Genomic DNA, 25,767 nt, shown 5'->3' with positions numbered 1-25,767 from the left:
ATCGGACATGAACCGAAAGGCTTTGCAGAAGCTTTCTTACGGTGTGTATCTGGTGACGACATCGTATAACGGAAAGCCATATGGCTGTGTGGCAAACAGTGCGATGCAGATTACCTCTGCACCGGCACAGATTGCCGTAAGCATCAATCACGATAACGCGACACATGACCAGATCGCCCAAAGCGGCAAGTTTGCACTGGCGATTCTGGCAACGGATACCGATCCGGCTCTGATCGGCGGTTTCGGCTATCGTTCCAGTCGGGACGCAGACAAATTCGCCGGCGTTTCCTGCACGGAAAAGGACGGTATGCCGGTGCCTGACGGGGCAATGGCGTGGATCACCTGCCGCGTGGTGAAGCTGATGGACGCAGGCACACATACGATTTTTCTGGGAGAAGTCACAGACTGTGACCTGAATCGGGAGGACGGCATTCCTATGACCTATCAGTTCTATCATAGTGTCATCAAGGGTGCCAGCCCGAAAAACGCTCCCACCTATATCTCACCGGAAGATTAAAAAAAACAGAAATCAATTTCTAAAAATATGTTGATTTAAATTGTGCCAAATTATGAAGTTTGACAAGTAAGGCTCCCCTGAAAGGGGAGCTGGCAGTGCGTAGCACTGACTGAGGGGTTTCCACTTATGCCGAAAACATCATAAAAAGATTTTACGAAAAACCTCTCCACCGCCTAACGGCGGTCCCCCTCCCCTTTCAGGGGAGGCTATCATGAAAATTGATTTCCGTGGATTAAAAACAAAATCACTTGACATTTCAAAAAAAGTGTGGTATACTGTGTTTCGGTAACATATCGACAGTTCGTTTGCACCATCCTGTCGCAAAACAAAACTAGGGCATCCGAAACTAGAAATCACACAAAAACCGTTTTGTGTTTGTTTGAAATGAATTTTGGATGCAGTCGTATGTGCAATGCGGCTGCATTTTTTATTGGGAGGAAAACCGTATGTTTGAACTCAAAACATCAGCCAGCTTTGACAGTGCACATTTTCTGTCCGGCTATCAGGGCAAGTGTTCCAATCTTCACGGACACCGCTGGAAAATCGAAGTGACAGTCGGGCAAGAAGCCCTACAGGAAGAAGGCAACTATCGGGGCATGGTGATCGATTTCGGCGATGTGAAGCATGCCGTGAAAGCACTGGCGGACAGCTATGACCACGCTATGATTTATGAGGAAGGCACCTTGCAGCGTGCCACCGTGGAGGCACTTCTGGCAGAGGGATTCCGGCTGATCGCAGTGCCGTTTCGTCCCACGGCGGAGCAGTTTGCCAAGTGCTTCTATGAAAAGCTGACCGCAGACGGCTTGCCGGTACGCCGTGTGGCTGTCTATGAAACGCCGGAAAATTGTGCAGTTTATGAGGTGTGAGAACATGAATCGTTTGGCAGTGGTGGAGAAGTTTGTCAGCATCAACGGAGAGGGGACACATGCCGGAGAACTGGCAGTGTTCCTGCGGTTCCGCGGCTGCAATCTGAACTGCGGCTTTTGTGATACCAAGTGGGCGAATGCGGCAGATACTCCCGCAACAGAGGAGTCTGCGGAGGAACTGGTGGAATATGTGCGGCAGACCGGTGTGCAGAATGTGACGCTGACCGGCGGAGAGCCGCTGCTCCAGCCCCACATCGGGGAACTGATCACGGCACTGGGTGCCCTGGGCTATCGGGTGGAGATCGAAACCAACGGCAGCGTGGCACTGGAACCCTTTGCGGCACTGGCATTTCGCCCTTGCTTTACCATGGACTATAAGCTGCCGGACAGCGGCATGGAATCTGCCATGAAGCCGGAGAATTTCGACCTGCTGCGGAGTCAGGACGCAGTGAAATTCGTGGTGGGCAGCAGAAGCGACCTGAACCGTGCACTGGAAGTGATCCGGCAGTATGCCCTGACGGCAAAATGTACCGTCTTTTTCAGTCCGGTGTTCGGGGCAATCGAGCCGGTGGAAATTGTGGAATTCCTTGAGGAGCACAAACTGAATCGGGTACGGCTGCAATTGCAGCTGCATAAATTGATCTGGGATCCCCAGAAACGCGGTGTATAAGGGGGTGTGACAATGGATACCAAGGCAATAGAAACCCATATTCGGGGGATTTTGGAAGCGATCGGCGAAGATCCTGATCGTGAAGGACTGCGGGAAACGCCGCAGCGTGTGGCGAGAATGTACGAGGAGATCTTTGCGGGCATTTCGTATTCCAACCATGAAATTGCAGAGATGTTCGGGAAAACATTTGAAGCCCCTTCGCCCGGTCAGTCCCAGACGGCGGTGGTGATGAAAGACATCAGCGTGTTCAGCTATTGCGAACACCACATGGCACTGATGTATGACATGAACGTCAATGTGGCATACGTGCCCCGCGGCAGAGTGATCGGACTTAGCAAAATTGCACGCATCTGCGATATGGCATCGAAGCGGCTGCAATTGCAGGAACGGCTGGGGCAGGACATTGCGGAGATCCTCATGGAAGCAGTAGGAACGCCGGACGTGGGCGTTGTCATTACTGGTTCGCACAGCTGCATGACGGCACGGGGAATCCGCAATGTTTCTTCCCGCACGACCACAAAGACATTCTGTGGTGCGTTCCAGACGGACCGCAGTTTACAGGAACTACTTTAAGGAGGTACGACCATGAAAGCAATGGTTCTTTTCAGCGGCGGCGTGGACAGCACCACCTGCCTCGGCATGGCAGTAGACAAGTACGGTGCAGAAGAAGTGCTGGCACTGTCTGTTTCCTATGGACAGAAGCACCAGAAAGAAGTGGAGGCTGCACGGAAAATTGCGGCGTATTATGGCGTTGCGTGGAAGCAGCTGGATTTGTCTGTGATTTTTGCAGATTCCAACTGCTCTCTGCTCTCCGGTTCCACACAGGAGATCCCCAAGGAAACCTATGCGGAACAGCTACAGGAAACCAACGGCAGTCCGGTTTCCACCTATGTGCCGTTCCGCAACGGACTGTTCCTCGCTTCTGCGGCAAGCATGGCACTGTCCAACGGCTGCGAAGTCATTTACTACGGAGCACATAGTGATGATGCCGCCGGCAATGCCTATCCGGATTGCAGCGATGCCTTTAATGAAGCAATGAATCGGGCGATTTATCTGGGAAGCGGCGAACAGCTGCGGATCGAAGCCCCCTTTGTCAAGTGGACAAAGGCAGACGTGGTAAAAAAAGGACTGGAACTGGGCGTGCCCTATGCACTGACATGGAGCTGCTACGAGGGCGGCGAAAAGCCCTGCGGTGTCTGCGGTACCTGCCGCGACCGTGCAGCAGCATTTGCGGCAAATGGTGTGCCGGATCCGGCACTGGGAGGTGAATGATATGGCAGGAAGAAGCAAGGAAGAAACGGGAGATATTACTCTGCTGGGCAATCAGAATACGAAGTATGCCAGCGACTATGCACCGGAGGTGCTGGAAACATTTCCGAACAAGCATCCGGATCGGGACTATTTCGTCAAGTTCAACTGTCCGGAGTTTACCAGCCTTTGTCCGATCACCGGACAGCCGGACTTTGCGACCCTGTACATTTCCTACGTGCCGCGGGAGATCATGGTGGAGAGCAAGTCGTTGAAGCTGTATCTGTTCAGCTTCCGGAATCACGGCGATTTCCACGAGGACTGTGTGAACATCATCATGAACGACCTGATCAGGCTGATGGAGCCGGCGTACATTGAAGTGTGGGGAAAGTTTTTGCCCCGCGGCGGCATTTCCATTGACCCGTACTGCAACTATGGCAGACCGGGGACGAAGTGGGAACAGGTGGCTTGGGACAGACTGACCCACCATGACATGTTTCCGGAAAAGGTAGACAATCGATAAATACAAAAGGCAACACCACACAAGCTTTGTGCGGTGTTGCCAAAAGAGAACAACGGCGTTCGACTTTACGGGATTTTTCTGTCTGGTAAAGCCGAACGCTTTCTTTTTTCTCTGAAAAAAAGTTTTTTCTGGAGTTTTGCACAATTTTTCTTGCAATTCCCCTGCGAGTATGATATAATAAAAATGTTTTTTCTGAGGCAATACCGCACAAAGAGCGTCTGGCGACTTTGCACGCCATCTGCTTGCAAATTTCCCGTCATATTTCACAAAAATGCTCGTGAATACATCCAGTATTCACTCCGCTTTTTGTTTCATCTGACGAAAAATTTGACGACGCATCTGTCGCACAATCTTTGTGCGGTATTGCCCTGACAATGTCGGAATGTGCAGCTTTTTGGCTGTAGAAAAATAATAAAGGAGTGAACGCAAATGGAAATGATGACGAAGATCATCAAAAACATTGATTCTTGGGTATGGGGGCTTCCGCTGATCCTGCTGATTCTTTTGTGCGGTATCTGGCTGACGTTTCGTATCCGCGGATTGCAGATACGTCGAATCGGTCTGGCACTGAAATTCATGGTCAAGAATGAAGAGGAAGGCGAGGGTGAAGTCACCAGTTTTGGTGCTCTCTGTACGGCTCTGTCTGCAACGATCGGTACCGGTAATATCGTCGGCGTTGCTACGGCAATCGCAGCCGGCGGTCCGGGTGCACTGTTCTGGATGGAGATCGCAGCCCTGTTCGGTATGGCGACCAAATATGCTGAGGGCTTTCTGGCAATCAAATATCGTACGATAGACAAAGAAGGGCACTATCTGGGCGGTCCGTTCTACTATATTGAAAATGGTATGGGTTCCCGCTGGAAGTGGCTGGCAAAGCTGTTCGCACTGTTCGGTATGCTGGCTGGTCTGCTGGGCATCGGTACCATTACGCAGATCAACGGCATCACCTCTGCGGCAAACAATTTCTTTGATGCTGACAGCAAGCACATTGCTTTCACCCTGTTCGACACAAGCTACACATGGACGACAGTCATCATGGGCTTGCTAATTACCATTTGTGTGGCACTGGTTGTCATTGGCGGTCTGAAGCGAATCTCCCAGATTTCACAGGTGGTCGTGCCGTTTATGGCAGTTGCCTATGTTCTGTGCTGTCTGATTATGATGATCTGCAATGTGACAGAGATTCCCCATGCAGTTGTGGAAATCGTCAAGAGTGCTTTTGGCATGGACGCAGTTGCCGGCGGTGCACTGGGTGCTATGATCGTGGCAATGCAGAAGGGCGTTGCAAGAGGTATTTTCTCCAACGAAGCCGGTCTGGGTTCTGCCCCGATCGCTGCCGCAGCAGCACGTACCAAGGAACCGGTTCGTCAGGGTCTGGTCACCATGACTGGTACATTTATTGATACCATTATCATCTGCACCATGACTGGTCTGTCCATTGTCATTTCCGGTGCATGGCTGAATTCGGATCTGGAGGGCGTACAGATTACAGACGCTGCATTCCAGCACGGTCTGCCGTTCCCGTCGCAGGTTTCCTCCTGCATTCTGATGCTCTGCCTGATCTTCTTTGCATTTACCACAATTTTGGGCTGGAGTTATTATTCTGAACGCTGCCTGACCTATCTTCGCGGTAAGGCAAGCCACACACTGACACTGGCTTACCGCTGGCTGTACATTGTGGCAGTGTTCATTGGTCCGTATCTGACTGTAGAAGCCGTATGGGACACCGCAGATATTTTCAACGGTCTGATGGCATTCCCGAACGTCATTGCACTGATTGCTCTGTCCGGCGTAGTTGCGATGGATACCAAGCAGTATTTTGCGGAAAAGCGGCATTTGCTGAAATAAAAGCAGTAATATCTTTGGCAATACCGCACAAAGAGCGTCTGGCGACTTTGCACGCCATCTGCTTGCAAATTTCCCTTCAGAGCCTGTTTCGTATCTTCCCGCACGCATCTTGCGTGCATATTTTCCGAGATATTTCGGGAAAATACTCGAAAATCCACAAAGGATTTTCACCGTTTTTCCCTTCATCTCTCAAAAAATCTGACGACGCAATCTGCATACGTCAGATACGAAACAGACTCTCATATTTCACAAAAATGGTTGTGAATACATCCAGTATTCACTCCGCTTTTTGTTTCATCTGACGAAAAATTTGACGACGCATCTGTCGCACAATCTTTGTGCGGTATTGCCCTTTTCAACAGGGCAGGAGAACGATCTCCTGTCCTGTTTTTGTTTTATTCCTTCCTGTGAAAATTTCGTGGAAATGCTGGACAAATACAGGGGAGTGTGCTATAATATTAAGGAAACACTGAATAAAGCTTGTGCGTAAGATGCGTTGTCAGATTTTTCGACAGATTGCTTAGAAATTCCGCAGGCATACTGCCGTATGGCAAGGGATTTCTGGGCAATATGACGGAAAATCTGCAAGCAGATTGCGTGCAAAGCCGTCAGGCGGGCTTTATGCAGTGTTTCCTTGAGTATGACAACAGGCGATCCGCTTCTTTCAACAGAGAGAAACGGATTCACAAAAGGGTAGGTGTGTTTTTACAAAAATGGTAAAACGTTTTTGGAAATTATATCGCAGTGTGATTCTGTGCGTGGCAATTTGTATTGCGGTTCTGGCATGTTCCGCCGGTTATACCGTGGGTGTGGTCAGCATGAACAATGTGATTGCACAGATCGATGTCAATATTGGCTCAATAGAGGCATATCTGGAGAAGAACCAGAATGCAACGAAACTGCTGACAGAGGAATTCAAAGAGGACTATTCTGCCAAGACCAGAACTATCGCCATGCTGCTGTCGCAGGACAGTTCCTTTATTACCGATGACCGGACACTGGAGGAACTTCGCGTGACCGTCAATGCAGACATGATCAGTATTTCTGACCATGAGGGCAATGTGATCGCCAGTACAGACCCGTCCGGTGCGGGGAATTCCATTCGGGAAGAGTTTCGTTCGCACCTGACAGATGATGTCTATACCGATGTTCTGTTTCTGCTGGATTCGGATACGCCCACCATTGTGGCGGCATCTTCACTGGACGGCGGAAACGGTCTGGTACAGATCACGTTTTCGGCGGATTCCGTGGTATCTTTGTTACAGGACGCAGACTGGGCAAACATTGCTTCGGATATGCCGCTGTATTCTTCCGGTACAACGGCAATTCTGGAAACCGACACGCTGAAATATATCAGCTGCACCAATACAGACCTGATCGGCAAGACAACAGACTACGGCAAGGAACAGTTACAGCGGAACAAGGGCAAATTTAATGTGAAAGATGCAGACGGCAAAACGGAAATGGTGCACTATCAGACCAGCGGCGATTACATCATTCTGGCGACAGTGCCCTATTCTGATATTTACCATATGCGGAATGTAGTCGTGGGCTGGATCGTTGTCGGCGGTGCAGTGATTCTGGCAGTCACTTGCTTGGCACTGCGAATGCAGCTGCTCCGGCAGGACACGAAAAACAAGAAAAAGTAACTGAAATCATTTCTCAGAAGTCACCTCTGTCCGCAGAGGCGGCTTTTTTTATAGGGCAATACCGCACAAAGATTGTGCGACAGATGCGTCGTCAAATTTTTCGTCAGATGAAACAAAAAGCGGAGTGAATACTTGATGTATTCACGAGCATTTTTGTGAAATATGACGGGGAATTTGCAAGCAGATGGCGTGCAAAGTCGCCAGACGCTCTTTGTGCGGTATTGCCATAGGAGTTTCACGGATTGCGGGAACTTACAGACACGCAAAGCAAACGGAAAGGAATCCGCATCAGGGGAGCCTGTCGGTTTTATGGGCACCGTTGGAAAGCGGCTGGTAATGTTTTTTCTTCTGCCGGAGGAACACGGAAAAGATTCGGGCAGGCAGCTGCTGCAATACGGCATGCAGCATTACGGTATAGAGGAAGATATTATGAATGAACATGATCCGAAAATAGCAGGATTTTACGCTTTCAATTCGCCCATACCATTGGATACAGATACGTTTTTGTGATATTGCACATTACATATTGACATTTCCTGAAAAATGGTGTATAATATGCTTGTACTTCGAAAATGGAAGTACCAATAAATTTTATCGTGAGGTGCATGCATTATGGCAAATCGTATTGTATTGAACAACATTTCTTATCATGGAAAAGGTGCGATTCAGGAAATCGTCAGTGAAGTAAAAAGCAACGGCTACCGGCACCTGTTTATTGCAACAGATCCGGATCTGCTGCAATTTGGCGTGACGGCAAAGGTGACAGATATTCTGGACAATGCCGGCATTGCATACACGGTTTACTCGAAGATCAAGCCGAATCCCACCATTCAGAACGTGCAGGAGGGTGTAACGGCTTTTCAGGCTTGCGGAGCAGATGCCATCGTTGCCATTGGCGGCGGCTCCTCTATGGACACGGCAAAGGCGATCGGCATTATCATTACCAATCCGGAATTCGCAGATGTGCGTTCGCTGGAGGGTGTTGCTCCGACGAAGAACCACGCCGTTCCCACCATTGCGATTCCGACAACTGCCGGCACTGCCGCAGAAGTAACGATCAACTATGTCATCACAGATGTGGAAAAACAGCGGAAGTTCGTCTGCGTGGATACCAATGATATTCCGGCAGTTGCCATTGTGGATCCGGATATGATGTCCTCCATGCCCAAGGGACTGACTGCCGCAACCGGTATGGACGCACTGACTCATGCCATTGAGGGATACACCACCAAGGCAGCATGGGAGATTCCGGACATGTTCCACATGGAAGCCATTCGCCTGATCTCGGAGAATCTCCGTGATGCTGTAGCCAATAAGCCCAGCGGCAGAGAGGGCATGGCTCTGGCACAGTACATTGCCGGCATGGGCTTTTCCAATGTAGGGCTGGGAATCGACCACTCTATGGCACATACATTGAGTGCACACTATGACACCCCGCACGGTGTGGCTTGTGCAATGCTGCTGCCGATCTCCATGGAGTTCAATCGGGACTACACCGGTGACCGGTATCGTGCGATTGCAAAGGCAATGGGCGTAGAGGGTACTGAAACCATGACACAGGAGGAATACCGTGATGCGGCAATTGCGGCAGTTCGTCAGCTGTCCAAGGACGTAGGCATTCCGGAAAAGAACGAACGCATCAGGGAAGAAGATCTGGAGCAGCTGGCAAAAGATGCTTTGGCAGATGCCTGCTATCCGGGCAACCCCAGAGAGGCAACACAGGAACAGGTGATCGAAATGTTCCGCATGCTGATGGTATAACCGGCGGCAGCGTTTTTCTTGGGCAACACCGCACAAAGAGCGTCTGGCGACTTTGCACGCCATCTGCTTGCAAATTTCCCGTCATATTTCACAAAAATGCTCGTGAATACATCAAGTATTCACTCCGCTTTTTGTTTCATCTGACGAAAAATTTGACGACGCATCTGTCGCACAATCTTTGTGCGGTATTGCCCTTGTTCCGTTTTTTACAATTTTTCCTCCCGTAATTGTGATAAGATAATACTCGAACAAAGGAGTTCAGATGAATCAGTCATTTGAACTCCTTTTTATTTTTCAGGAAAGCAGCGTACAGCGTCGTGCGTGATGCGTTCCGGAGGAGGTATTTCAGATGAGCTATCCAGAAGTTGATTTTTTGTATCTGAATGAGGAGGACATGGTGGCAGCCGGTGTCAAGGATATGGCAGGTTGTATCGAAGCCATGGAGGAAATGTTCAAGCTGATGAAGGTGGGAAACTACCGCATGGGCGGTGCGAACGGGAACTCCCACGGCTGTATGGTCATGTTCCCGCCGTCTTCTCCGTTTCCGGAAATGCCGGTAGATGGACCGGACAGAAGATTCATGGCAATGCCGGCTTATCTGGGCGGCGTGTTTGATATGGCAGGCATGAAGTGGTACGGCTCCAACTGTGCCAACAAGGAAAAGGGCTTGCCCCGTTCCATTCTGATGCTGACGCTGAACGACAAGGATACCGGTGCACCGGTGGCATACATGTCCGCAAATATTCTTTCTGCATACCGGACTGGTGCAGTGCCGGGGGTAGGATATAAGCACTTGTCCAAGCCGGATTCCAAGGTGGTTGCCATTATCGGTCCGGGCGTGATGAGCAAGACCGCACTGGCGGCGATCATGGCAGTCCGTCCGAACATCGAAACCATTAAGGTCAAGGGACGCGGCAAAGCTTCACTGGAAAAGTTCATTGCCCACGTGAAAAAAGAATATCCGCAGGTAAATGTGTACGCTGTGGATACCATAGAAGAGGCAGTCCGAGATGCGGACATTGTTTCGGCAAGTACTTCCACCCCTACCGGTGACCCCAGCCTGTATCCGTACATCAAAGAGGAATGGATCAAGCCGGGTGCACTGATCAGTTCCACGGCGGCTCTCCGGTTTGATGATGACTTCATAATTCACCGTGCGAGAACTGTAACGGACAACATCAAGCTGTACGAGGCATGGGAAGAAGAAATGAAACCGAATGCCTATAACACTGTGCCGATTCCGGCGGTGCATGTCATGGATCTGATCGCAGAGGGCAAGATGAAGCCGGAGCAGGTCGATGATCTGGGCGATATTCTGATGGGCAACATTCCGCTGCATCGGAAAGAGGACGAAATTATTGTGTATTCCATTGGCGGCATGCCGGTGGAAGATGTAGCCTGGGGCACTATGGTTTACCGCAATGCACTGAAAAAAGGCATCGGTACAAAGCTGAAGCTTTGGGATACCCCGCAAATGGTATGATCAGACAGGAGGAGCAGACATGAGAATTCAGGAACACCCGATTCTGGGGACATATGAAAAGGGAAAGCTGGTTTCCTTTACTTTTGACGGAAAGCCTTTGGAGGGATATGCCGGAGAGCCCATTGCAATGGCACTGAAAAATGCCGGCGTGATGGTACACCGCTATACCCGAAAGGAACACAAACCGCGAGGAATCTTCTGTGCGATCGGTCGCTGTACAGACTGCGTAATGGTCGTAAACGGGCAGCCGAATGTGCGGACATGTATTACGCCTCTGGAAGAAGGCATGGAGATTCGGACACAATATGGTGTGACAGCAGAACAGCCGGGAGGTGCAGCAAAATGATGAAGCGTTATGATATGATCGTCGTCGGTGCAGGTCCGGCAGGATTGTCCGCAGCCATTGAAGCCGCGAAAAAGGGGATGCACGTTGTCGTTTACGACGAAAATGCCAAGCCCGGCGGACAGCTGTTCAAACAGATCCATAAGTTTTTCGGCTCCAAGGAACACAAGGCAAAGATTCGCGGATTCCACATCGGGGAAGAACTTCTGGCAGAAGCCGCAGAACTGGGCGTAGAGGTTGTCCTGAATGCCATTGTCATCGGTATCTTTCCGGAAAAGGAAGTTACCGTAAAGGTAGAAGATCACGTCATTCATGTGAAAGGCGATACCATTCTGATCGCCACCGGTGCCAGCGAGAACATGGTTACATTTCCGGGCTGGACCCTGCCGGGCGTTATCGGAGCAGGTGCCGCACAGACAATGATGAACCTTCACGGCACCCTGCCGGGCAAGCGTGTGCTGATGCTGGGCTCCGGCAACGTCGGTCTGGTAGTCAGCTTCCAGCTGATGCAGGCTGGCTGTGAAGTGGTTGCTGTTGCCGATGCAGCTCCCCGCGTAGGCGGCTATGGTGTCCATGCGGCAAAGGTGGCAAGATGCGGCGTACCGTTTTATTTGTCCCATACAATTATTTCCGCAGACGGGGAAGATTGCGTCACCGGCGTGACGATCGGAGAAGTGGACAAGAACTGGCAGATCATTCCAGGCACGGAAAAACATTTCGATGTGGATACGATTTGTCTGGCAGTCGGGCTTTCACCGATGTCCAAACTTTGCGATATGGCGGGCTGTGCCATGGAGGACAATCCGGCAAAGGCTGGATTTGTTCCCACTGTCAACGAGTACGGTGAAACATCGGTTCCCGGCATCTATGCTGCCGGTGACGTGTCCGGTATTGAAGAAGCTTCCAGTGCCATGATCGAGGGCAGAATCGCCGGCATTGCCGCAGCGGCAAGACTGGGATTCATTTCGGAGGAAACCTGTAAGGAAGAAGCTGCCAAGCAGGAAGCCGCTTTGGAGGGACTGCGGCAGGGCATGTTTGCTCCGGGTATGCGTGGCAAGCAGATCACCGAAACCGAAGAAGGTGTGGAAATTTCGCAAAACCTGTTGAAACATGGTTTCGTTGCCGAGGAAGAAATCGAACGGTTCCCCGGTGTGACACACAGTGCCGGTGTGCACCCTGTCATTGAGTGTACTCAGAATATTCCGTGCAACCCGTGTCAGGACGCTTGTCCGAAGCACTGTATCCGTATCGGCAGCAACATCACGGCACTGCCGTCCATTGATCCGGAGAAGAAATGCACCGGCTGCGGCATGTGCGTGGCTTCCTGTTCCGGTCAGGCGATCTTCTTGGTCAACGAAGACTGCGGCGACGGCACGGCGGAAGTGACACTGCCTTATGAGTTCCTGCCGCTGCCGCAAAAGGGCGACAAGGGCGTGGCTCTGAACCGAAAGGGTGAAAAGGTCTGTGCCGCAGAGGTGGTTCATGTGCGGAGTGCCAAGGCGTTCGACCACACCAATCTGCTTACGATGAAAGTACCGAAAGAATATGCCATGAAAGCAAGATTTTTTCGGGAGGAGGAGACAGCATGAATGACAGAAATCGGGAACTGAAACCCTTCGTACCGCAGCCGGACGATGATATGATCGTTTGCCGCTGTGAAGAAATTACCAAAGGTGAGATTCGCCGTGCCGTACATGACGGCATGTTTACATTGACGGAAATCCGTCGCTATCTGAGAACTGGTATGGGGCTTTGTCAGGGGCAGACCTGTACCAAACTGGTGAAAGGCATTGTGTCACGGGAACTGGGTGTACGTCCCAACGAGTTGGGACCGGCAACCGGCAGAGCTCCCATGCGTCCGATCGAAATGAAAGTGCTGGCAAAAGATAAGGAGGAAACAAAATGAATGCAGAAGTCATCATTGTTGGCGGCGGCATCATTGGCTGTGCGGCAGCGTATAACCTTGCAAAAAACGGCGTTTCTGTCCTTGTGCTGGAGGGAAGCGAAAATATCGGCAACGGCGGCTCCACCCGCAACGGCGGCGGCGTTCGTCAGTCCGGACGTGATCCCAGAGAACTGCCGCTGGTGATGTACTCCATTGAGCACATCTGGCCGCAGCTTTCGGATATGCTGGATACCAACGTGGAATATTATCAGGAGGGCAATCTCCGTCTGGGCAGCACGCCCCAGCATCAGAAGATCCTGACAGGTCTGGCAGACAGTGCCGCTGCACACGGTGTCGATGTCCGCATGATCACCGGCGACGAAGCCAGACGCATCAACCCGTACCTGTCTGAGGCAGTCACCTGTGCAAGCTGGTGTCCCACGGACGGTCACGCCAACCCGCTGATGGCGACCATGGGCTATTATAAAATGGCACGCCGCCTGGGAGCACATTTCATCTCCGGCGAAAAGGTTGTGGAACTGCGGAAGATCAAGGGTGCGGCAAGACAGGTCGTCACAGCGTCCGGCAATGTCTATGAAGGCGACAAGATCATTCTGGCGGCAGGCTATGAGAGCCGTTTTATTGCCTCCACAGTAGGCATTGACGTGCCAATGCAGCCGGTGCTGCTGGAAACACTGGTCACAGAAGCGGTAGGTCCGATGTTCTGGCAGATGCTGGGCACCGCAGATGCAGACTTCTACGGACACCAGACTGAGCATGGCTCTTTCGTATTCGGCTTGAACTCCGGCTTGGAACCGTATGCAAAGCCGGGCAAGCCGCTGTCGTCCAGCATTGCCGCTTCGGCAGCCTGCCGCGGTATCATGCATTATTTCCCTGATCTGGCAAACATCAAGGTCGTCCGGACGTGGGCTGGCTGGATGGACGCATGTGCCGACCATGTGCCGGTCATCAGCAAGGTCGAGGAAGTGCCTGGACTGATTCTGGCATGCGGCTTTACCGGACATGGCTTCGGCATCTCGCCGGCAGTGGGACTAGTACTGTCACAGCTGGCAATGGAGCAGGAAACAGCAGTGGACTTGTCCGCACTGCGGTACGACCGGTTTCAGTAAGGCAACACCGCAGTATTTTGCAGGTTCTGATTTTTACAATTTTTCAGATGCGTCATCTGCTATAATAGAGTACAGAAAGACAAAGATGTCGAATTTCGCGGAAATTCGGCATCTTTTCTTTTTTTTGGAAATTTTTGTAATCGTGGGAGGAATTCGTTATGAAGTTATCCAGAGTTGAGATCATCACCGGTATTTCCAAGATCGAGCCGCTAAAAAAGGCGTTGGGAAAATTCCACATCACCGGCATGACGGTATATCAGGTGCTGGGCTGCGGTGTGCAGCACGGCACACAGGAATTTGAAGTGGAGGAGAAGAACAAGGAGATCAGCCTGCTGCCGAAAGAGGTTGTCATGATCGTTCTTCCCACCGAGGAACTGGACGGACTGCTGGAATTCGTCAAGAAAGAACTGTACACCGGTCATATCGGCGACGGAAAAATTTTTGTTTCCGATGTGACAAATGTGGTTCGTGTCCGTACCGGCGAGGAGGGCGTTGATGCCCTGCTATACGGAGAAAAATAAGGGTGATACTAAAGGAAACACTGCATAAAGCCCGCCTGACGGCTTTGCACGCAATCTGCTTGCAGATTTTCCGTCATATTGCCCAGAAATCCCTTGCCAGACATACAGTCTGCCTGCGGAATTTCTGTGTAATCTGCCGAAAAATCTGACTACGCATATTACGCACAAGCTTTATTCAGTGTTTCCTAAATAAGTGTTTGAAAAGAGTTGAGCGTAATGCAAGAGAAAAAGTTGGGGCTGCCCAGTATTGTGGCAACCGGTGTGGGACTGATTATCGCCACAAGCTGTCTGCTTTCTATCGGGCAGGGAGCATCGACCATTGGTCTGCCGTTTATCATTACAATGGCAATTGCCTGTGCCTTTAACATTCTGACGGCATTTTCAATTTGTGAACTGAATGCCCTGATGCCGAACTTGACCGGCGGCATGGCACAGTATACGCTGGCATGTTTCGGACCGTTTGTGTCCATTGTCATTACCGTGGGCGGTTATCTGACATGTCAGACGATCATGGGCAGTTCCGAAGCGGCAATGTTCGGCAATACCTTGAGCAATGTGCTGACAGGTGTGCCGATACCGGGATCTGTGTATTCCATTGTGCTGATCCTGATTCTGTTGGGACTGAACCTGTTCGGCGTGGATATGTTCGCCAAGGTGCAGAACATTGTGGCATACGGGCTGATCGGTTCGCTGCTGTTTCTGGGCATTATGGGAACGATCAAGCTTGGCACCGGTCAGGTCGTGGAACAGCCGGCAGTGCTTTCCTCAAAGCCCGGTGATGTGTTCTCTCTGCTGGGACTGGCATTCTTCCTGTTTATCGGGGTAGAGTTTATCGTGCCGATTTCCACACAGGTGAAGAACCCGCGGAAAAAAGTGCCGCTGGGCATGGTCATCAGTCTGGTTGCCATTCTGGTGATGCAGATCTTCATGGTCATTGGTTTCAGCCACTACACCCCATGGGACGAACTGGGTGTAAGCACTGTGCCGCATATCCTGTACGGTTCACTGCTGTACGGCAAGGTCGGTACGATCTGGATGACGGTGATTTCCCTGCTGGCTGTAATCAGCACGCTGAACACGGCGATGTTTTCCATTGCACAGATTTGTTCTGGTATGGCAAAGATCCAGCTGCTGCCTTCTGTTTTTATGCGGAAGAACAAGCGTGGAACACCTTATGTAGGACTGCTGCTGGTGGCTGCGGCAATGATTCTCATCAACATCACCGGACTTTCCACCAGCGATCAGCTGACATTCCTGATTCTGACGGGCTGTACTTTCTGGATCTTCTCCTACATCATTCTGCATTTTGATGTGCTGATTCTTCGGAAGCGTCTGCCGAAAGCCCCCAGAACTTTCAAGCTGCCCTTTGGCCCGCTGATTCCGATCATCGGTATTATCGGCAACGGCTTTATGATCTACAATATTGACTCCAGCTGGGAAGTCAAAAAGCGGATCTATTTGATTTTCGTGATTACTGTTGCGATTTTGTCCGTCTACGCTGTAATCTGGATCAAGTGTGTGATGAAGCGACCGATGTTCAAGGCGTATCAGATCAAGGAAGTTATGGCAATGGAATCGGATCTGTACCAGATCAACCACAATCCTTACGTTGCCAAGAAGCTGCATCTGGATGCAAAACCGGAAATCGAAAGCATGCCGGCAGATGTCAACACCGGTACTCGTCCGGAATAATATTGAATAATTTCTAAGGCAGTACCGCACAAAGTCGTCAGACGCTCTTTGTGCGGTATTGCCCTAAAACCGGCTGTCGCAGGGAAAATACTGCGGCAGCCGGTTTTTTGCGGTATTGTCCAAAAAGGTTCACGAAAAAACGCTTTTTCGCCTACTTGCAAAAAAGTCGGTTTTGTATTATAATAGAGAATTGAGACAATACCGCACAAAGAGCGTCAGGCGACTTTGCACGCCATCTGCTTGCAAATTTCCCTTCAGAGCCTGTTTCGTATCTTCTCGCACGCATCTTGCGTGCATATTTTCCGAGATATTTCGGGAAAATACTCGAAAATCCACAAAGGATTTTCTCCGTTTTCCCTTCATCTCTCAAAAAATCTGACGACGCAATCTGCATACGTCAGATACGAAACAGACTCTCATATTTCACAAAAATGCTCGTGAATACATCAAGTATTCACTTCGCTTTTTGTTTCATCTGACGAAAAATTTGACGACGCATCTGTCGCACAATCTTTGTGCGGTATTGCCTTGAAGAAGCAAGGGCAGTCCTGCACAAGGCATGCCTGTCAAGTCTGCCCGAAAAATGGGAAGTGGACCGCAATGGAACAACAGATTTATATGACACCCAAGCAACCATTTTTTGTGACATCATCGAGAGCATACGCAAAATTTATTTTAAATCGGTACGGCATTGTGCACTTTTATCAGTGCTTTACGGGAACGGAACCCCGCTATGCTGTACCAGACGGCTGTGTGGACATGGTATTTTGCTGTGATCCCGAGCAGCCTTACGCAGAGATCTGTGGTACTGTTCTGGCTCCGCAGGCAGTTCTGCTGCACTCCGATACCTGCTATTTCGGCGTGCGGTTTTTGCCGGGGTACAATCCGGTTCTGGGAAGTTCAGAGATCATGTCCCAGCTGGTGAATCATCAGATTCCGCTGGACGAGTTGATTCAGGATCGCCGCATGCTGGAGGGAATCTGCGGCACAACCGATTTCCGCAAACAGATTCGGGCATTCATGCGTTCCTACATGAACATTTATCGTCGTGCCTGTCCCATGGAACACAGCAACCTGCTGGTGCTCCATTCATTCAACCTGCTGATCCGCTCTGCCGGCAGCATTTCCATTGAACAGCTGGCAGAGGACACCGGCTACACTGCACGATATATTGACCGCTGCTTCCGCAATGAAACGGGTCTGAGTCCGAAGCAGCTTGCCAAAATTGTACGGTTTCAGGCGGCGGTTTCTGCCCTGAACCAGAATCAGCACAAGGGGCGTTCTCTAACGGAAATTGCCGCAGATCTGGGATATTTTGATCAGTCGCACTTTGTGCATGACTTCAAAGCCTATACCGGTCTGACACCGAAAAAATACCAGAAGCTGCTGCTGCACGATTCCTTTGAGGAAAAACTGCGAATCGTGCAGTGAAAAACGAAAAACAACACCGCATAAATAGTTATGCGGTGTTACTTTTTATATAGACTTTCCGGAACCTTGCAGTTTTTCCGGATTAGAATCATATAGGATGATATTGATCTCGAACCAGTCTTTTTCCGGAACGATCCACATTTTCCCGTGATGTCGCCGGACGATTTCCTGTACGCTTTTCAGTCCTAGTCCGTGGTTGATCTTGTCCGACTTGTGTGTACCGCTTTTAGGTACAATATTGCTGTTGAAACGGTTTCCGACCTGTAGTTGCAGGGCACCGAACCGTTCTTTCATTTTCAGTGTGATTTTTTGATTTTCTTTCGGAGTCACCAATGCAGTGGCTTCAATGGCATTGTCCAGCAAGTTGCCCAGCAGTACATTCAAATCAAAAATGGGATATGTCAGCTGATCCGGCAGCTGTACGTCTACTTCCAGTGCAACGCCGTCTGTCCGCAGCGGCAGAAGCTTGTAGTTCAGGATACTGTTGATGGCTTCATGCTGGGTGTAGGTGATGCTCTGGGTCAGATCCAGATTATCCTCCAGATCGTTGATATACGTGTACATTCCCTCCATGTCGTTGGTTTCCAGAAAATGCTTGATCTGGAATAAGTGGTTTTTCATGTCATGCCGTAAAAACCGCAGCCGCATCTGGCTCTTCTGCATGAATTGCAGCTGTTGCTGATAGGCTTTGTTTTGCTTTTCGATCAGCAGTGCGGTGTGACGCTCCTGCATCAGGTGAATCATGCGGTCATAGAGGGAAAAGACACTGACATTGATCAGCAGAAGGACAATGGCAGCCACCAGGGAACGCCATGAAAGTGTGCGGGCAATGTAGTGTGCCAGAAGGATACTGCCTAAGGGAATGAAAATGGCGGTAAAAACATAAAATATGTTTAGCCGCGGAATGACATCGCTTTTGTACAGATGAAAGTGCAGGCTCATGCGTGCAATGATCAGCATGAGAAGTGAGGCAGCGAATCCGCTGGTGAAGAACAGGGTATACTCGCACCAGATCGAGATCGTGGTACAGAGAATATCTGCTGCCATGCTGATGATATAAATGGAAACAGTTGCAAGGATCCGGTGTGCCCATGTGGTCGGATAGAGCAGGGTAATGCAGAAAAACAGGAGAATATTGCTGAGAACATTTATCACAATATTGTGAAACAAGATAAAGCAGCCGCTGTTCAGCAAAAAATATCCGATATACGCCAGGATCTCTGTCCGTTTCCGGCTGGGGTCCTTTTGAAACAGCAGCTGAGAAAACTGATAGACTGCGTAAATGTGGAAAATATTAGAAATGATCGTGATATACTGTTTCATGGCGCTTAGCCCTTCATGAGCCACTGCTCCACCAGCGGCTGATAGGCTCTGCTAATAGGGAGCTGTTCATGAGAACTGCCCTGCAAAAAGACGGTGTTGGAGGAAATATGGTCGATATAGTCCGGATTGACCAGATAGGACTTGTGGATCTGGATAAATGAACTGAAGCAGGGCTCCTGCTGTACTTCTGACAGCTTTCCGTAAAAGGAGATGCGGGAATCCGTAGTTTGCAGATATACCTTTCTTCCGCAGCTGTTCAGATAGCGAATATGGGACACCTGCACATGCACCAGAGATTTGTTGCTGGTACATTTGAAGATGCGGTGGGAAATGTCCCGATAATACAGCATATCGTCCAGAGCATGGGCAATTTTCTGAAAAGTGACCGGCTTTTGCACAAATGCTGCCGGACGAATGGGAATGGCATGGATGGCATAATTTTCATGAGATGTCACATATATAATGTCAAAATTCTGATGTCCCAGTATGTGTCGCAAGTACGTGCCCAGTGCCAGTCCGTCGGAGCACCGTTCCCGTACAGCATAGCTGTCAGAGAAAAGTCTGGCGATGTTGTTTTCACCGGAAAAGTCAATGTCCATAAAAACAACGTCATAGCGTTTGCCACTCAGATCGGTGTTGTACAGCGTGCGGCAGTCGGTGTAAATGTCCGGTGCATCCATGTCCACGTTTTTTTGTGTACTGTATTGCAAAAGGCATTCTCGAATCTGCTGACAGACATACAGTTCATCGTCTGCAATAGCAATTTTCATTGGAACCATGTGATTGGATAGACCTCCTGTTCTGTGTGCAATACTGTGCAGGATCCCGCATGGCGGCTCTGTGCAGTGTTGCTTATGGAATCTCTGAATTTGACAATGTGTGTTGCAGGCAATGCCGCACGGATGTCTGCCTGTCGGCTTTAGGAAACGCTGAATAAAGCCCGCCTGACGGCTTTGTACGCAATCTGCTTGCAGATTTTCCGTCATATTGCCCAGAAATCCCTTGCCATACGGCAGTATGCCTGCGGAATTTCTAGGCAATCTGCCGAAAAATCTGACTACGCATCTTACGCACAAGCTTTATTCAGTGTTTCCTTTACATACGGTCAGTTTGCCTATACGTCGTTTTCTTGTGTAATTACATGTTTTTTACAAATCGGAAATGCGACTATTCTATTTTTGCTCTTATAATGAAATGATTGAACTATATAGAATTTATTATAATTATAACATATGGTGCGGAAAAAATCAATGGAAATCCAGACTTTTTTTGGAAAAATGTTTCGGATTCGACAGGATACGACACGATTCGACATTCTGCATCGTTTGCTTTACAAAAAAATACAAAAAAGACGGAACTATCAATTTTTCAAATCTCAGGCGATTCAGTACAAAACCGTGTATTTTTCACATCATTGACATTTTGTGTAGAATGTGCTATAATGATCAGAATGTTTTCACTAGGAGAGGATCATATGCTACTGGAGCGTTTTTTGAAGCGGTGCATTTCTAATTATGAACAGGTAGAAGACCCGAATGTGAGAAAGGCATACGGGACATGCAGCAGTGTGGTGGGAATCTGCTGCAATATTCTGTTGTTTGTCCTGAAATATGTCATGGGTACGCTTTCCCACTCGATCGCCATTGTTTCTGATGCGTTCAATAACCTGTCAGACTGTGCCAGCTGTTTGGTTACCCTGTTTGGCTATAAACTGGCGGCGAAGCCGGCAGACAAGGGACACCCCTTTGGGCACGGCAGAATGGAGTACCTGACTTCACTGGTCATTGCTGTGATGATCGCCCTTATGGGGTTTGAACTGCTGCGGAATTCTGTGGAAAAGATCATTCGTCCGGACGCGGTGCAGTTCCGCTGGCTGACGCTGGCGGTGCTGGTTCTGTCAATTGGAGTCAAGCTTTGGATGGCGTGGTTCAACACCAAACTGGGGAAACGGATACAGTCCACGGTGATGATCGCCACGGCGAAAGACAGCCGCAGCGATGTGGCAGCTACCGGAGCAACCATTCTGGCACTGCTGCTGTCGCTGGTGACAACGCTGCCGGTGGACGGTATTATGGGTACGGCAGTTTCTCTGTTCATTCTGAAAACGGCTTTCGACATCATTCGGGATACGGTCGGCGATCTTCTGGGAAAGCCGGCAGATGTGGAAACGGTGCAGAAGCTGAAAGAACTGGTGCTGGCACATGAAAAAATCATTGGTGTGCATGATCTGATCCTGCACAATTACGGTCCGGGTCGGACTATGGGAAGCTGTCATGTGGAAGTGCGGAGCGACTCTGATTTTGTTGCGGTGCATGAAGTTGTGGACTTGATCGAACGGGAAATCGAGGAAAAGCTGCACATTCTGATGACGATCCACATGGATCCTGTGGAGGTGGACAACGCCGCTGTCAACCACTATCGGCACATGGCAGAACAGGTGATTGCCGAACTGCATCAGAATTTGAGCCTGCACGATTTTCGGCTGGTGTCCGGCGAAAACACCAATCGTTTGATTTTTGACATACTGGTACCTTTTGATTGTACCTATACCAATGATGAATTGTTGGATATGATTTCCGGCGAACTGTCCCGCATGGACAAAACCTGTCAGGTCAGTCTGACGTTTGATCGGGATTTTACATAGTGAAAACAGCCCTGCATGGTCTGCGTTTTGCAAAGACCATGCAGGGCTGTTCTGTTGTGTGTGCAAAGGCAATACCGCACAAAGATTGTGCGACAGATGCGTCATCAAATTTTTCGTCAGATGAAACAAAAAGCGGAGTGAATACTTGATGTATTCACGAGCATTTTTGTAAAATATGAGAGTCTGTTTTGTATCTGACGTATGCAGATTGCGTGCAAAGTCGCCAGACGCTCTTTATGCGGTATTGCCATAATGGAAACAGCCCTGCATGGTCTGCGTTTTGCAAAGACCGTGCAGGGCTGTTCTGTTGTGTATGCAAAGCTTTATGCAGTGTTTCCTTAATCTGCTGTGGAGCGAACCTGTTCTACGAACCGCAGGAACTGTGCATTTCCGGCATCGGTGCGTTTGAAAACACCTGCGTCCAGCAGAACCTGTTCAAAGACTGCCCCGATTTCCTGCTGAATGATCGTTTCCGCATTTTCCGCATTGGCTTCGGGGTGGCGTGTGCGGACTTCCTTCAGCCATGGCATGTGACTGCGGAGAGAGTCAGTCTGTGTCAGGTCGGCATCAGAATACAACGCCCTTGCCAGTACCGGCAGTTCTCCCGCCAGACGTGCCGGCAGGACAGCCAGTCCCATGACTTCGATCAGACCGATGTTTTCCTTTTTGATATGGTGCAGGGACGGGTTCGGGTGGAACAGTCCCAGCGGGCGTTCCGCCGTGGTGCGGTTGTTCCGCAGCACCAGATCGCATTCGTACAGTTTGCCACGCATTCTGGCAATGGGGGTAATGGTGTTGTGTGGTGTGCCGTCTGTTTCCGCATAGATTTCTGCTTCGGCATCGGTATAGGTTCGCCACTGGGTGAGCACGTGGTCGCAGGCTGTCGCAAGGGCAGAGCGATTTTCACTTTGCAGGCGAATGACCGACATAGGCCACTTGACGATTCCCGCCTGTACTTCCGGCTGATTCGGCAGCAGGAACGGTGTTTCCACCGGAGCCTTTGCCATGGCGAAAGTATAGTGTCCGCCCTGAAAATGTTCGTGGCTCAGGATAGAACCGCCCACAATCGGCAGATCGGCGTTGGAGCCGATGAAATAGTGGGGGAGCATGTCCAGCACATCGAACAGCTTTTCAAAAACTGCCGCATCGATCACCATGGGAACATGTTTCTGATTGAACACGATGCAGTGTTCATTATAATAGCCATAGGGGGAGTACTGGAAAGCCCAGTTTCCGCCGTGAATGGAAATGGGGATCGGCCGGAGATTCTGCCGTGCAGGGTGTGTCAGCGTGCCGGCAAAACCGGTGTTTTCAATGCAAAGCTGGCATGCCGGATATTTGGTCTGGGGCTGGTTCTTGGCTGCGGCAATGTCGCGTGGGTCTTTTTCCGGCTTGGAACGGTTAATGGTTACGTCCAGTGTGCCGTATTCGCAGTCATATGTCCAACGCAGATCCTTGGCAATTCTGCCGGCACGGACGTAGTTGGTGTCCTTGCTGTACTGATAGTACCAGTCTGTGGCTTCTTCCGGACTGCGGTGATATGCGGCAAAAAAGCTGCGGTTCACTGTGTGCGGGCGTTCTGTCAGCAGCCCCATGATGCGGGTGTCAAACAGATCTCTGGCGGCGTTGGAGTCGGTGATGATGCCTTTTTCTGCGGCATAGGACACCAGTTTGTCCAGAATTTCGTCAATGGTGGGCAGCACCTCCGGCAGGGCAGGCGTTTTCCACGCAGAAAGCTGCAAGAGATCCATAAGCTGATTCCGCAGGAAGATCTCATCTTCGGACGTGATCAGTTCTTTTTCGATACCGTACTGAATCAGTTCCTGTATGCTTTGTTCGATCATATGCATTCTCTCCTGTTATGCCAGATACAATTCCTTGACCGCTGCTTCACCGTCGCCGCGGTAGAACAGATACAGCGGGTGAGTGCCGTCGGAAATGTGCAGGGGAGCACGGCTTTCCGTCCATGCATCTGCCGGAGCAACCGGAATCTCTGCCACGATGTTTTTGCCGTCCATGTTGTCGGAAACTACAAACTTGCCGTTGCAGGAACCGCGGTACTGTACGCCGATCTCCTTTGCACCGGAGAATGCGAAGTACTTGTATCCCAGCATGGTGCCGTCCTGAATTTCGCCGATAAAGCGATCCTCACCGCAGTGGGTCGCGTTGGGGAAACTGTCGGTGTAGATTTTGTTGGAACCGTGGGGCATGTGTCCGTTGGTGATGTTGCAGGCGATCACTGCCGGATAGGTGCCGGTACCGTGCAGCGGCTTGCCGTTCAGACCGCAGGAGGTGATCTCTACCTGCGGAATGCTGCCGTCCGGCAGAATGGTAATGGGTTCTGCACATGCCTGACGGCTGTAGTCGGACTTGTGAGTCAGGCGGTGATAGAATACGTACCACTGTCCGTTGATACATTCGATGCTGCCGTGTGTGGTGCCGGTCATGTTCAGGCGGTCTTTTTCGCTTCTGCCATGATAACCGACATCACCGTTGGAAACGATAGTGCCGCCAAAGACGAAATCTCTGTCCGGCAGGTCGCTGGTGGCATAGCAAAGTTCGTGGTTCTGCCAGGAGGAGTAGATGAAATAATACTTGCCACCGATCTTGCGAATGGAACTTGCTTCAAAGAACGGGTGCTCCTCGAAGCTGGTGCCAATGGTGTATGCCGGAATGATGTGCCGCGGTTCGCTGGTGACTGTCAGCATGTCATCTCCCACAGTGACTGTGCAGGGACCCATGACACTGCCCTCTGTTTGCAGGACTTCGTTTCGGCTCTTGTGATACCGCTGCATGACTGCCTGAATGGCTTTCTCGTGGTTCGGGAAGTCCTTGTCCAGAGCCTCGTCTGACCATGTGCCGTAGTAAATGCGGATCGTGCCGTCATCGTTGATAACGCCGGGATCGAAGCAGATGTAGTTCAGCATGGGGCTGCCATCAGGATAGTGCACAAAGCCCAGATACCGGAATGGTCCTGCCGGAGAATCGCTGACAGCCACGCTGATCGGTCCGTTGTAGCCGCCGAAGCCAGCTCTGCCGGACATACAGTAGTAAAGGTAAAATCTGCCGTCATTGCCCTGTACAACGTCCGGAGCGTACATGAATTTCCGGTCTGTGGGATATGCCGGATCCTGATCGGCACGGTAAATAGTGCCCTCGCAACGCCAGTCGGACAGGTCCGTCACCGGAGCAGAGTAGGTGGTGTAGTCCAGCATGCAGAAGGTTTCGCCGCCCTCTTTGTCGTGGGAGCCGTACAGGTATACACGGTCACCGAACACATGGGGTTCACCGTCCGGAACACATTCATAAATGGGGAGAAAAGGGTTATATACTTGTTTTTTCATCAGAAAAAATTCCTTTCTTTTCATTTCCGGAGAAACAACATTGTTCCACCTGGATTAAGTTCATTATATGCGATTTTTCTGCATCTGTCAATAGCGTTTTTCATTAAAAAACAGAAGAAACATTTCATAAATTTGGTGGTTTTGACAAAGCTTTTCAGGTGGTGTTTTTACGTGGAAAATCGTGAATTTTGCCGAAAAGACACGTGTCAGGCTTCGTTTCAACACACCCTAATTCAAGCAAATGTCAATGATATACTTTAAGGCAATACCGCACAAAGAGCGTCTGGCGACTTTGCACGCCATCTGCTTGCAAATTTCCCTTCAGAGCCTGTTTCGTATCTTCCCGCACGCATCTTGCGTGCATATTTTTTGAGATATTTCGGGAAAATACTCGAAAATCCACAAAGGATTTTCTCCGTTTTTCCCTTCATCTCTCAAAAAATCTGACGACGCAATCTGCATACGTCAGATACGAAACAGACTCTCATATTTCACAAAAATGCTCGTGAATACATCAAGTATTCACTCCGCTTTTTGTTTCATCTGACGAAAAATTTGACGACGCATCTGTCGCACAATCTTTGTGCGGTATTGCCTTAAAATCATTTTCCCTAAGCAGCATACAATCCGGTGAAATAACCGGTTTTGTATGCTGCCTTTTCTGTTTTTTAAAATTCATATAAAGTTTACATATGCAACCTTCCCATTTTGCCATGCTCCATTGTCTTAGTAATATCAGGAAGGAAAAAAAGCGGCTTCTCAAAACAGCATCCAAAGGGAGAAAAAACAAATTGAAACAACTACCACAGGAGATTTAAGGGAATGTTGCACAAAGCACAGCTGCCGGTTTGGTATAATGCGGTTTTCTTCAATAGACATTGACAATTTC

23 protein-coding genes are annotated in these 25,767 nt (G+C 50.0%); 19 read left to right on the top strand and 4 right to left on the bottom strand.

Going from position 1 to position 25,767, the window contains the following annotated elements:
• The first annotated feature begins 7 nt into the window (after window positions 1-7).
• From DXB92_RS06245 to DXB92_RS06155, 18 genes are all read left to right on the top strand, one after another.
• Complete coding sequence (locus tag DXB92_RS06245; protein WP_021681288.1) at window positions 8-517, top strand: flavin reductase family protein; 510 nt, start codon at window positions 8-10, stop codon at window positions 515-517.
• 446 nt (window positions 518-963) lie between these two features.
• The gene (gene queD / locus DXB92_RS06240) at window positions 964-1,383 is read left to right on the top strand and encodes a 6-carboxytetrahydropterin synthase QueD (RefSeq protein WP_117733200.1); all 420 of its coding nucleotides are present in this window, start codon (window positions 964-966) and stop codon (window positions 1,381-1,383) included.
• A gap of 4 nt (window positions 1,384-1,387) precedes the next feature.
• Window positions 1,388-2,053, top strand: coding sequence for a putative 7-carboxy-7-deazaguanine synthase QueE (gene queE / locus DXB92_RS06235; protein WP_117733198.1), 666 nt, complete (start codon window positions 1,388-1,390; stop codon window positions 2,051-2,053).
• A gap of 6 nt (window positions 2,054-2,059) precedes the next feature.
• Window positions 2,060-2,626, top strand: a complete 567-nt coding sequence (gene folE / locus DXB92_RS06230; RefSeq protein ID WP_117733196.1) for a GTP cyclohydrolase I — start codon at window positions 2,060-2,062, stop codon at window positions 2,624-2,626.
• 12 nt (window positions 2,627-2,638) lie between these two features.
• Complete coding sequence (gene queC, locus DXB92_RS06225; RefSeq protein WP_021681283.1) at window positions 2,639-3,325, top strand: 7-cyano-7-deazaguanine synthase QueC; 687 nt, start codon at window positions 2,639-2,641, stop codon at window positions 3,323-3,325.
• A 1-nt stretch (window position 3,326) separates the two neighbouring features.
• Window positions 3,327-3,824, top strand: a complete 498-nt coding sequence (queF, locus tag DXB92_RS06220; protein ID WP_021681282.1) for a preQ(1) synthase — start codon at window positions 3,327-3,329, stop codon at window positions 3,822-3,824.
• Window positions 3,825-4,253: 429 nt separating this feature from the next.
• Window positions 4,254-5,672 (top strand): alanine/glycine:cation symporter family protein, encoded by a 1,419-nt coding sequence (locus DXB92_RS06215; RefSeq protein ID WP_341473032.1) that lies wholly within the window; start codon window positions 4,254-4,256, stop codon window positions 5,670-5,672.
• 713 nt (window positions 5,673-6,385) lie between these two features.
• The gene (locus DXB92_RS06205) at window positions 6,386-7,321 is read left to right on the top strand and encodes a hypothetical protein (protein WP_117733192.1); all 936 of its coding nucleotides are present in this window, start codon (window positions 6,386-6,388) and stop codon (window positions 7,319-7,321) included.
• 309 nt (window positions 7,322-7,630) lie between these two features.
• Window positions 7,631-7,831: a hypothetical protein gene (locus DXB92_RS13950; RefSeq protein WP_117733190.1), complete on the top strand. Its 201-nt coding sequence runs from the start codon at window positions 7,631-7,633 to the stop codon at window positions 7,829-7,831.
• A 102-nt stretch (window positions 7,832-7,933) separates the two neighbouring features.
• Entirely contained in the window at window positions 7,934-9,082 is a 1,149-nt protein-coding gene (gene fucO, locus DXB92_RS06195; protein WP_117733188.1) for a lactaldehyde reductase, read from the top strand.
• A gap of 349 nt (window positions 9,083-9,431) precedes the next feature.
• Window positions 9,432-10,565: a tyramine oxidase subunit B gene (locus tag DXB92_RS06190; protein ID WP_021682507.1), complete on the top strand. Its 1,134-nt coding sequence runs from the start codon at window positions 9,432-9,434 to the stop codon at window positions 10,563-10,565.
• A 19-nt stretch (window positions 10,566-10,584) separates the two neighbouring features.
• On the top strand, window positions 10,585-10,911 hold the full coding sequence (locus DXB92_RS06185) for a (2Fe-2S)-binding protein (RefSeq protein ID WP_021682506.1): 327 nt from the start codon (window positions 10,585-10,587) through the stop codon (window positions 10,909-10,911).
• Window positions 10,911-12,497 (top strand): FAD-dependent oxidoreductase, encoded by a 1,587-nt coding sequence (locus tag DXB92_RS06180; protein WP_117733233.1) that lies wholly within the window; start codon window positions 10,911-10,913, stop codon window positions 12,495-12,497. Before DXB92_RS06185 ends, DXB92_RS06180 begins: the two co-directional genes overlap by 1 nt.
• Window positions 12,494-12,814 carry a (2Fe-2S)-binding protein gene (locus DXB92_RS06175; RefSeq protein ID WP_117733186.1) on the top strand — a complete coding sequence of 107 codons (321 nt, stop codon included), beginning with the start codon at window positions 12,494-12,496 and terminating at the stop codon, window positions 12,812-12,814. Before DXB92_RS06180 ends, DXB92_RS06175 begins: the two co-directional genes overlap by 4 nt.
• On the top strand, window positions 12,811-13,923 hold the full coding sequence (locus DXB92_RS06170; protein WP_117733184.1) for an FAD-binding oxidoreductase: 1,113 nt from the start codon (window positions 12,811-12,813) through the stop codon (window positions 13,921-13,923). The genes DXB92_RS06175 and DXB92_RS06170 overlap by 4 nt, the downstream gene beginning before the upstream one ends.
• 158 nt (window positions 13,924-14,081) lie before the next feature.
• Complete coding sequence (locus DXB92_RS06165) at window positions 14,082-14,444, top strand: P-II family nitrogen regulator (protein ID WP_021682501.1); 363 nt, start codon at window positions 14,082-14,084, stop codon at window positions 14,442-14,444.
• Between the two features lie 216 nt (window positions 14,445-14,660).
• A complete protein-coding gene (locus tag DXB92_RS06160; RefSeq protein ID WP_117733182.1) occupies window positions 14,661-16,136 on the top strand; it encodes an APC family permease in 1,476 nt (491 codons plus the stop codon).
• Window positions 16,137-16,736: 600 nt separating this feature from the next.
• The gene (locus tag DXB92_RS06155; RefSeq protein ID WP_117733180.1) at window positions 16,737-17,567 is read left to right on the top strand and encodes a helix-turn-helix domain-containing protein; all 831 of its coding nucleotides are present in this window, start codon (window positions 16,737-16,739) and stop codon (window positions 17,565-17,567) included.
• Between the two features lie 45 nt (window positions 17,568-17,612).
• Here the strand turns inward: DXB92_RS06155 and DXB92_RS06150 are convergent, their stop codons facing one another.
• Both DXB92_RS06150 and DXB92_RS06145 read right to left on the bottom strand, forming a co-directional pair.
• Window positions 17,613-18,890 (bottom strand): sensor histidine kinase, encoded by a 1,278-nt coding sequence (locus DXB92_RS06150; protein ID WP_117733178.1) that lies wholly within the window; start codon window positions 18,888-18,890, stop codon window positions 17,613-17,615.
• Window positions 18,891-18,895: 5 nt separating this feature from the next.
• Complete coding sequence (locus DXB92_RS06145; protein ID WP_187118437.1) at window positions 18,896-19,669, bottom strand: LytTR family DNA-binding domain-containing protein; 774 nt, start codon at window positions 19,667-19,669, stop codon at window positions 18,896-18,898.
• Window positions 19,670-20,364: 695 nt separating this feature from the next.
• Here DXB92_RS06145 and DXB92_RS06140 point away from each other — a divergent pair.
• A complete protein-coding gene (locus DXB92_RS06140) occupies window positions 20,365-21,534 on the top strand; it encodes a cation diffusion facilitator family transporter (RefSeq protein WP_117733174.1) in 1,170 nt (389 codons plus the stop codon).
• Window positions 21,535-21,872: 338 nt separating this feature from the next.
• On the opposite strand, the gene DXB92_RS06135 is transcribed toward DXB92_RS06140, so the two are convergent.
• Both DXB92_RS06135 and DXB92_RS06130 read right to left on the bottom strand, forming a co-directional pair.
• A complete protein-coding gene (locus DXB92_RS06135) occupies window positions 21,873-23,378 on the bottom strand; it encodes a UDP-glucose--hexose-1-phosphate uridylyltransferase (protein ID WP_117733171.1) in 1,506 nt (501 codons plus the stop codon).
• A gap of 15 nt (window positions 23,379-23,393) precedes the next feature.
• On the bottom strand, window positions 23,394-24,878 hold the full coding sequence (locus DXB92_RS06130; protein ID WP_117733232.1) for a family 43 glycosylhydrolase: 1,485 nt from the start codon (window positions 24,876-24,878) through the stop codon (window positions 23,394-23,396).
• Window positions 24,879-25,767: the final 889 nt, after the last annotated feature.

It is taken from the genome of Ruminococcus sp. OM06-36AC (genome assembly GCF_003438725.1).
Taxonomy (GTDB): Bacteria; Bacillota; Clostridia; order Oscillospirales; family Ruminococcaceae; genus Ruminococcus_C; species Ruminococcus_C callidus.
The sequence above is the reverse complement of the archived record's forward strand: the minus strand, read 5'-3'. Positions and strand labels throughout refer to the sequence as shown.

What these genes read in the sequence shown, in the direction of transcription:
- DXB92_RS06175 (WP_117733186.1), top strand. Translation starts at nt 12,494, where the DNA reads ATGAATGACAGAAATCGGGAACTGAAACCCTTCGTACCGCAGCCGGAC.
- queE (WP_117733198.1), top strand. Translation starts at nt 1,388, where the DNA reads ATGAATCGTTTGGCAGTGGTGGAGAAGTTTGTCAGCATCAACGGAGAG.
- queD (WP_117733200.1), top strand. Translation starts at nt 964, where the DNA reads ATGTTTGAACTCAAAACATCAGCCAGCTTTGACAGTGCACATTTTCTG.
- DXB92_RS06165 (WP_021682501.1), top strand. Translation starts at nt 14,082, where the DNA reads ATGAAGTTATCCAGAGTTGAGATCATCACCGGTATTTCCAAGATCGAG.
- DXB92_RS06140 (WP_117733174.1), top strand. Translation starts at nt 20,365, where the DNA reads ATGCTACTGGAGCGTTTTTTGAAGCGGTGCATTTCTAATTATGAACAG.
- queF (WP_021681282.1), top strand. Translation starts at nt 3,327, where the DNA reads ATGGCAGGAAGAAGCAAGGAAGAAACGGGAGATATTACTCTGCTGGGC.
- DXB92_RS06215 (WP_341473032.1), top strand. Translation starts at nt 4,254, where the DNA reads ATGGAAATGATGACGAAGATCATCAAAAACATTGATTCTTGGGTATGG.
- DXB92_RS06150 (WP_117733178.1), bottom strand. Translation starts at nt 18,890, where the DNA reads ATGAAACAGTATATCACGATCATTTCTAATATTTTCCACATTTACGCA.
- DXB92_RS06190 (WP_021682507.1), top strand. Translation starts at nt 9,432, where the DNA reads ATGAGCTATCCAGAAGTTGATTTTTTGTATCTGAATGAGGAGGACATG.
- DXB92_RS06155 (WP_117733180.1), top strand. Translation starts at nt 16,737, where the DNA reads ATGGAACAACAGATTTATATGACACCCAAGCAACCATTTTTTGTGACA.
- fucO (WP_117733188.1), top strand. Translation starts at nt 7,934, where the DNA reads ATGGCAAATCGTATTGTATTGAACAACATTTCTTATCATGGAAAAGGT.
- DXB92_RS06185 (WP_021682506.1), top strand. Translation starts at nt 10,585, where the DNA reads ATGAGAATTCAGGAACACCCGATTCTGGGGACATATGAAAAGGGAAAG.
- DXB92_RS06145 (WP_187118437.1), bottom strand. Translation starts at nt 19,669, where the DNA reads ATGGTTCCAATGAAAATTGCTATTGCAGACGATGAACTGTATGTCTGT.
- DXB92_RS06130 (WP_117733232.1), bottom strand. Translation starts at nt 24,878, where the DNA reads ATGAAAAAACAAGTATATAACCCTTTTCTCCCCATTTATGAATGTGTT.
- queC (WP_021681283.1), top strand. Translation starts at nt 2,639, where the DNA reads ATGAAAGCAATGGTTCTTTTCAGCGGCGGCGTGGACAGCACCACCTGC.
- DXB92_RS06160 (WP_117733182.1), top strand. Translation starts at nt 14,661, where the DNA reads ATGCAAGAGAAAAAGTTGGGGCTGCCCAGTATTGTGGCAACCGGTGTG.
- DXB92_RS06170 (WP_117733184.1), top strand. Translation starts at nt 12,811, where the DNA reads ATGAATGCAGAAGTCATCATTGTTGGCGGCGGCATCATTGGCTGTGCG.
- DXB92_RS13950 (WP_117733190.1), top strand. Translation starts at nt 7,631, where the DNA reads ATGGGCACCGTTGGAAAGCGGCTGGTAATGTTTTTTCTTCTGCCGGAG.
- DXB92_RS06180 (WP_117733233.1), top strand. Translation starts at nt 10,911, where the DNA reads ATGAAGCGTTATGATATGATCGTCGTCGGTGCAGGTCCGGCAGGATTG.
- DXB92_RS06205 (WP_117733192.1), top strand. Translation starts at nt 6,386, where the DNA reads ATGGTAAAACGTTTTTGGAAATTATATCGCAGTGTGATTCTGTGCGTG.
- DXB92_RS06245 (WP_021681288.1), top strand. Translation starts at nt 8, where the DNA reads ATGAACCGAAAGGCTTTGCAGAAGCTTTCTTACGGTGTGTATCTGGTG.
- DXB92_RS06135 (WP_117733171.1), bottom strand. Translation starts at nt 23,378, where the DNA reads ATGATCGAACAAAGCATACAGGAACTGATTCAGTACGGTATCGAAAAA.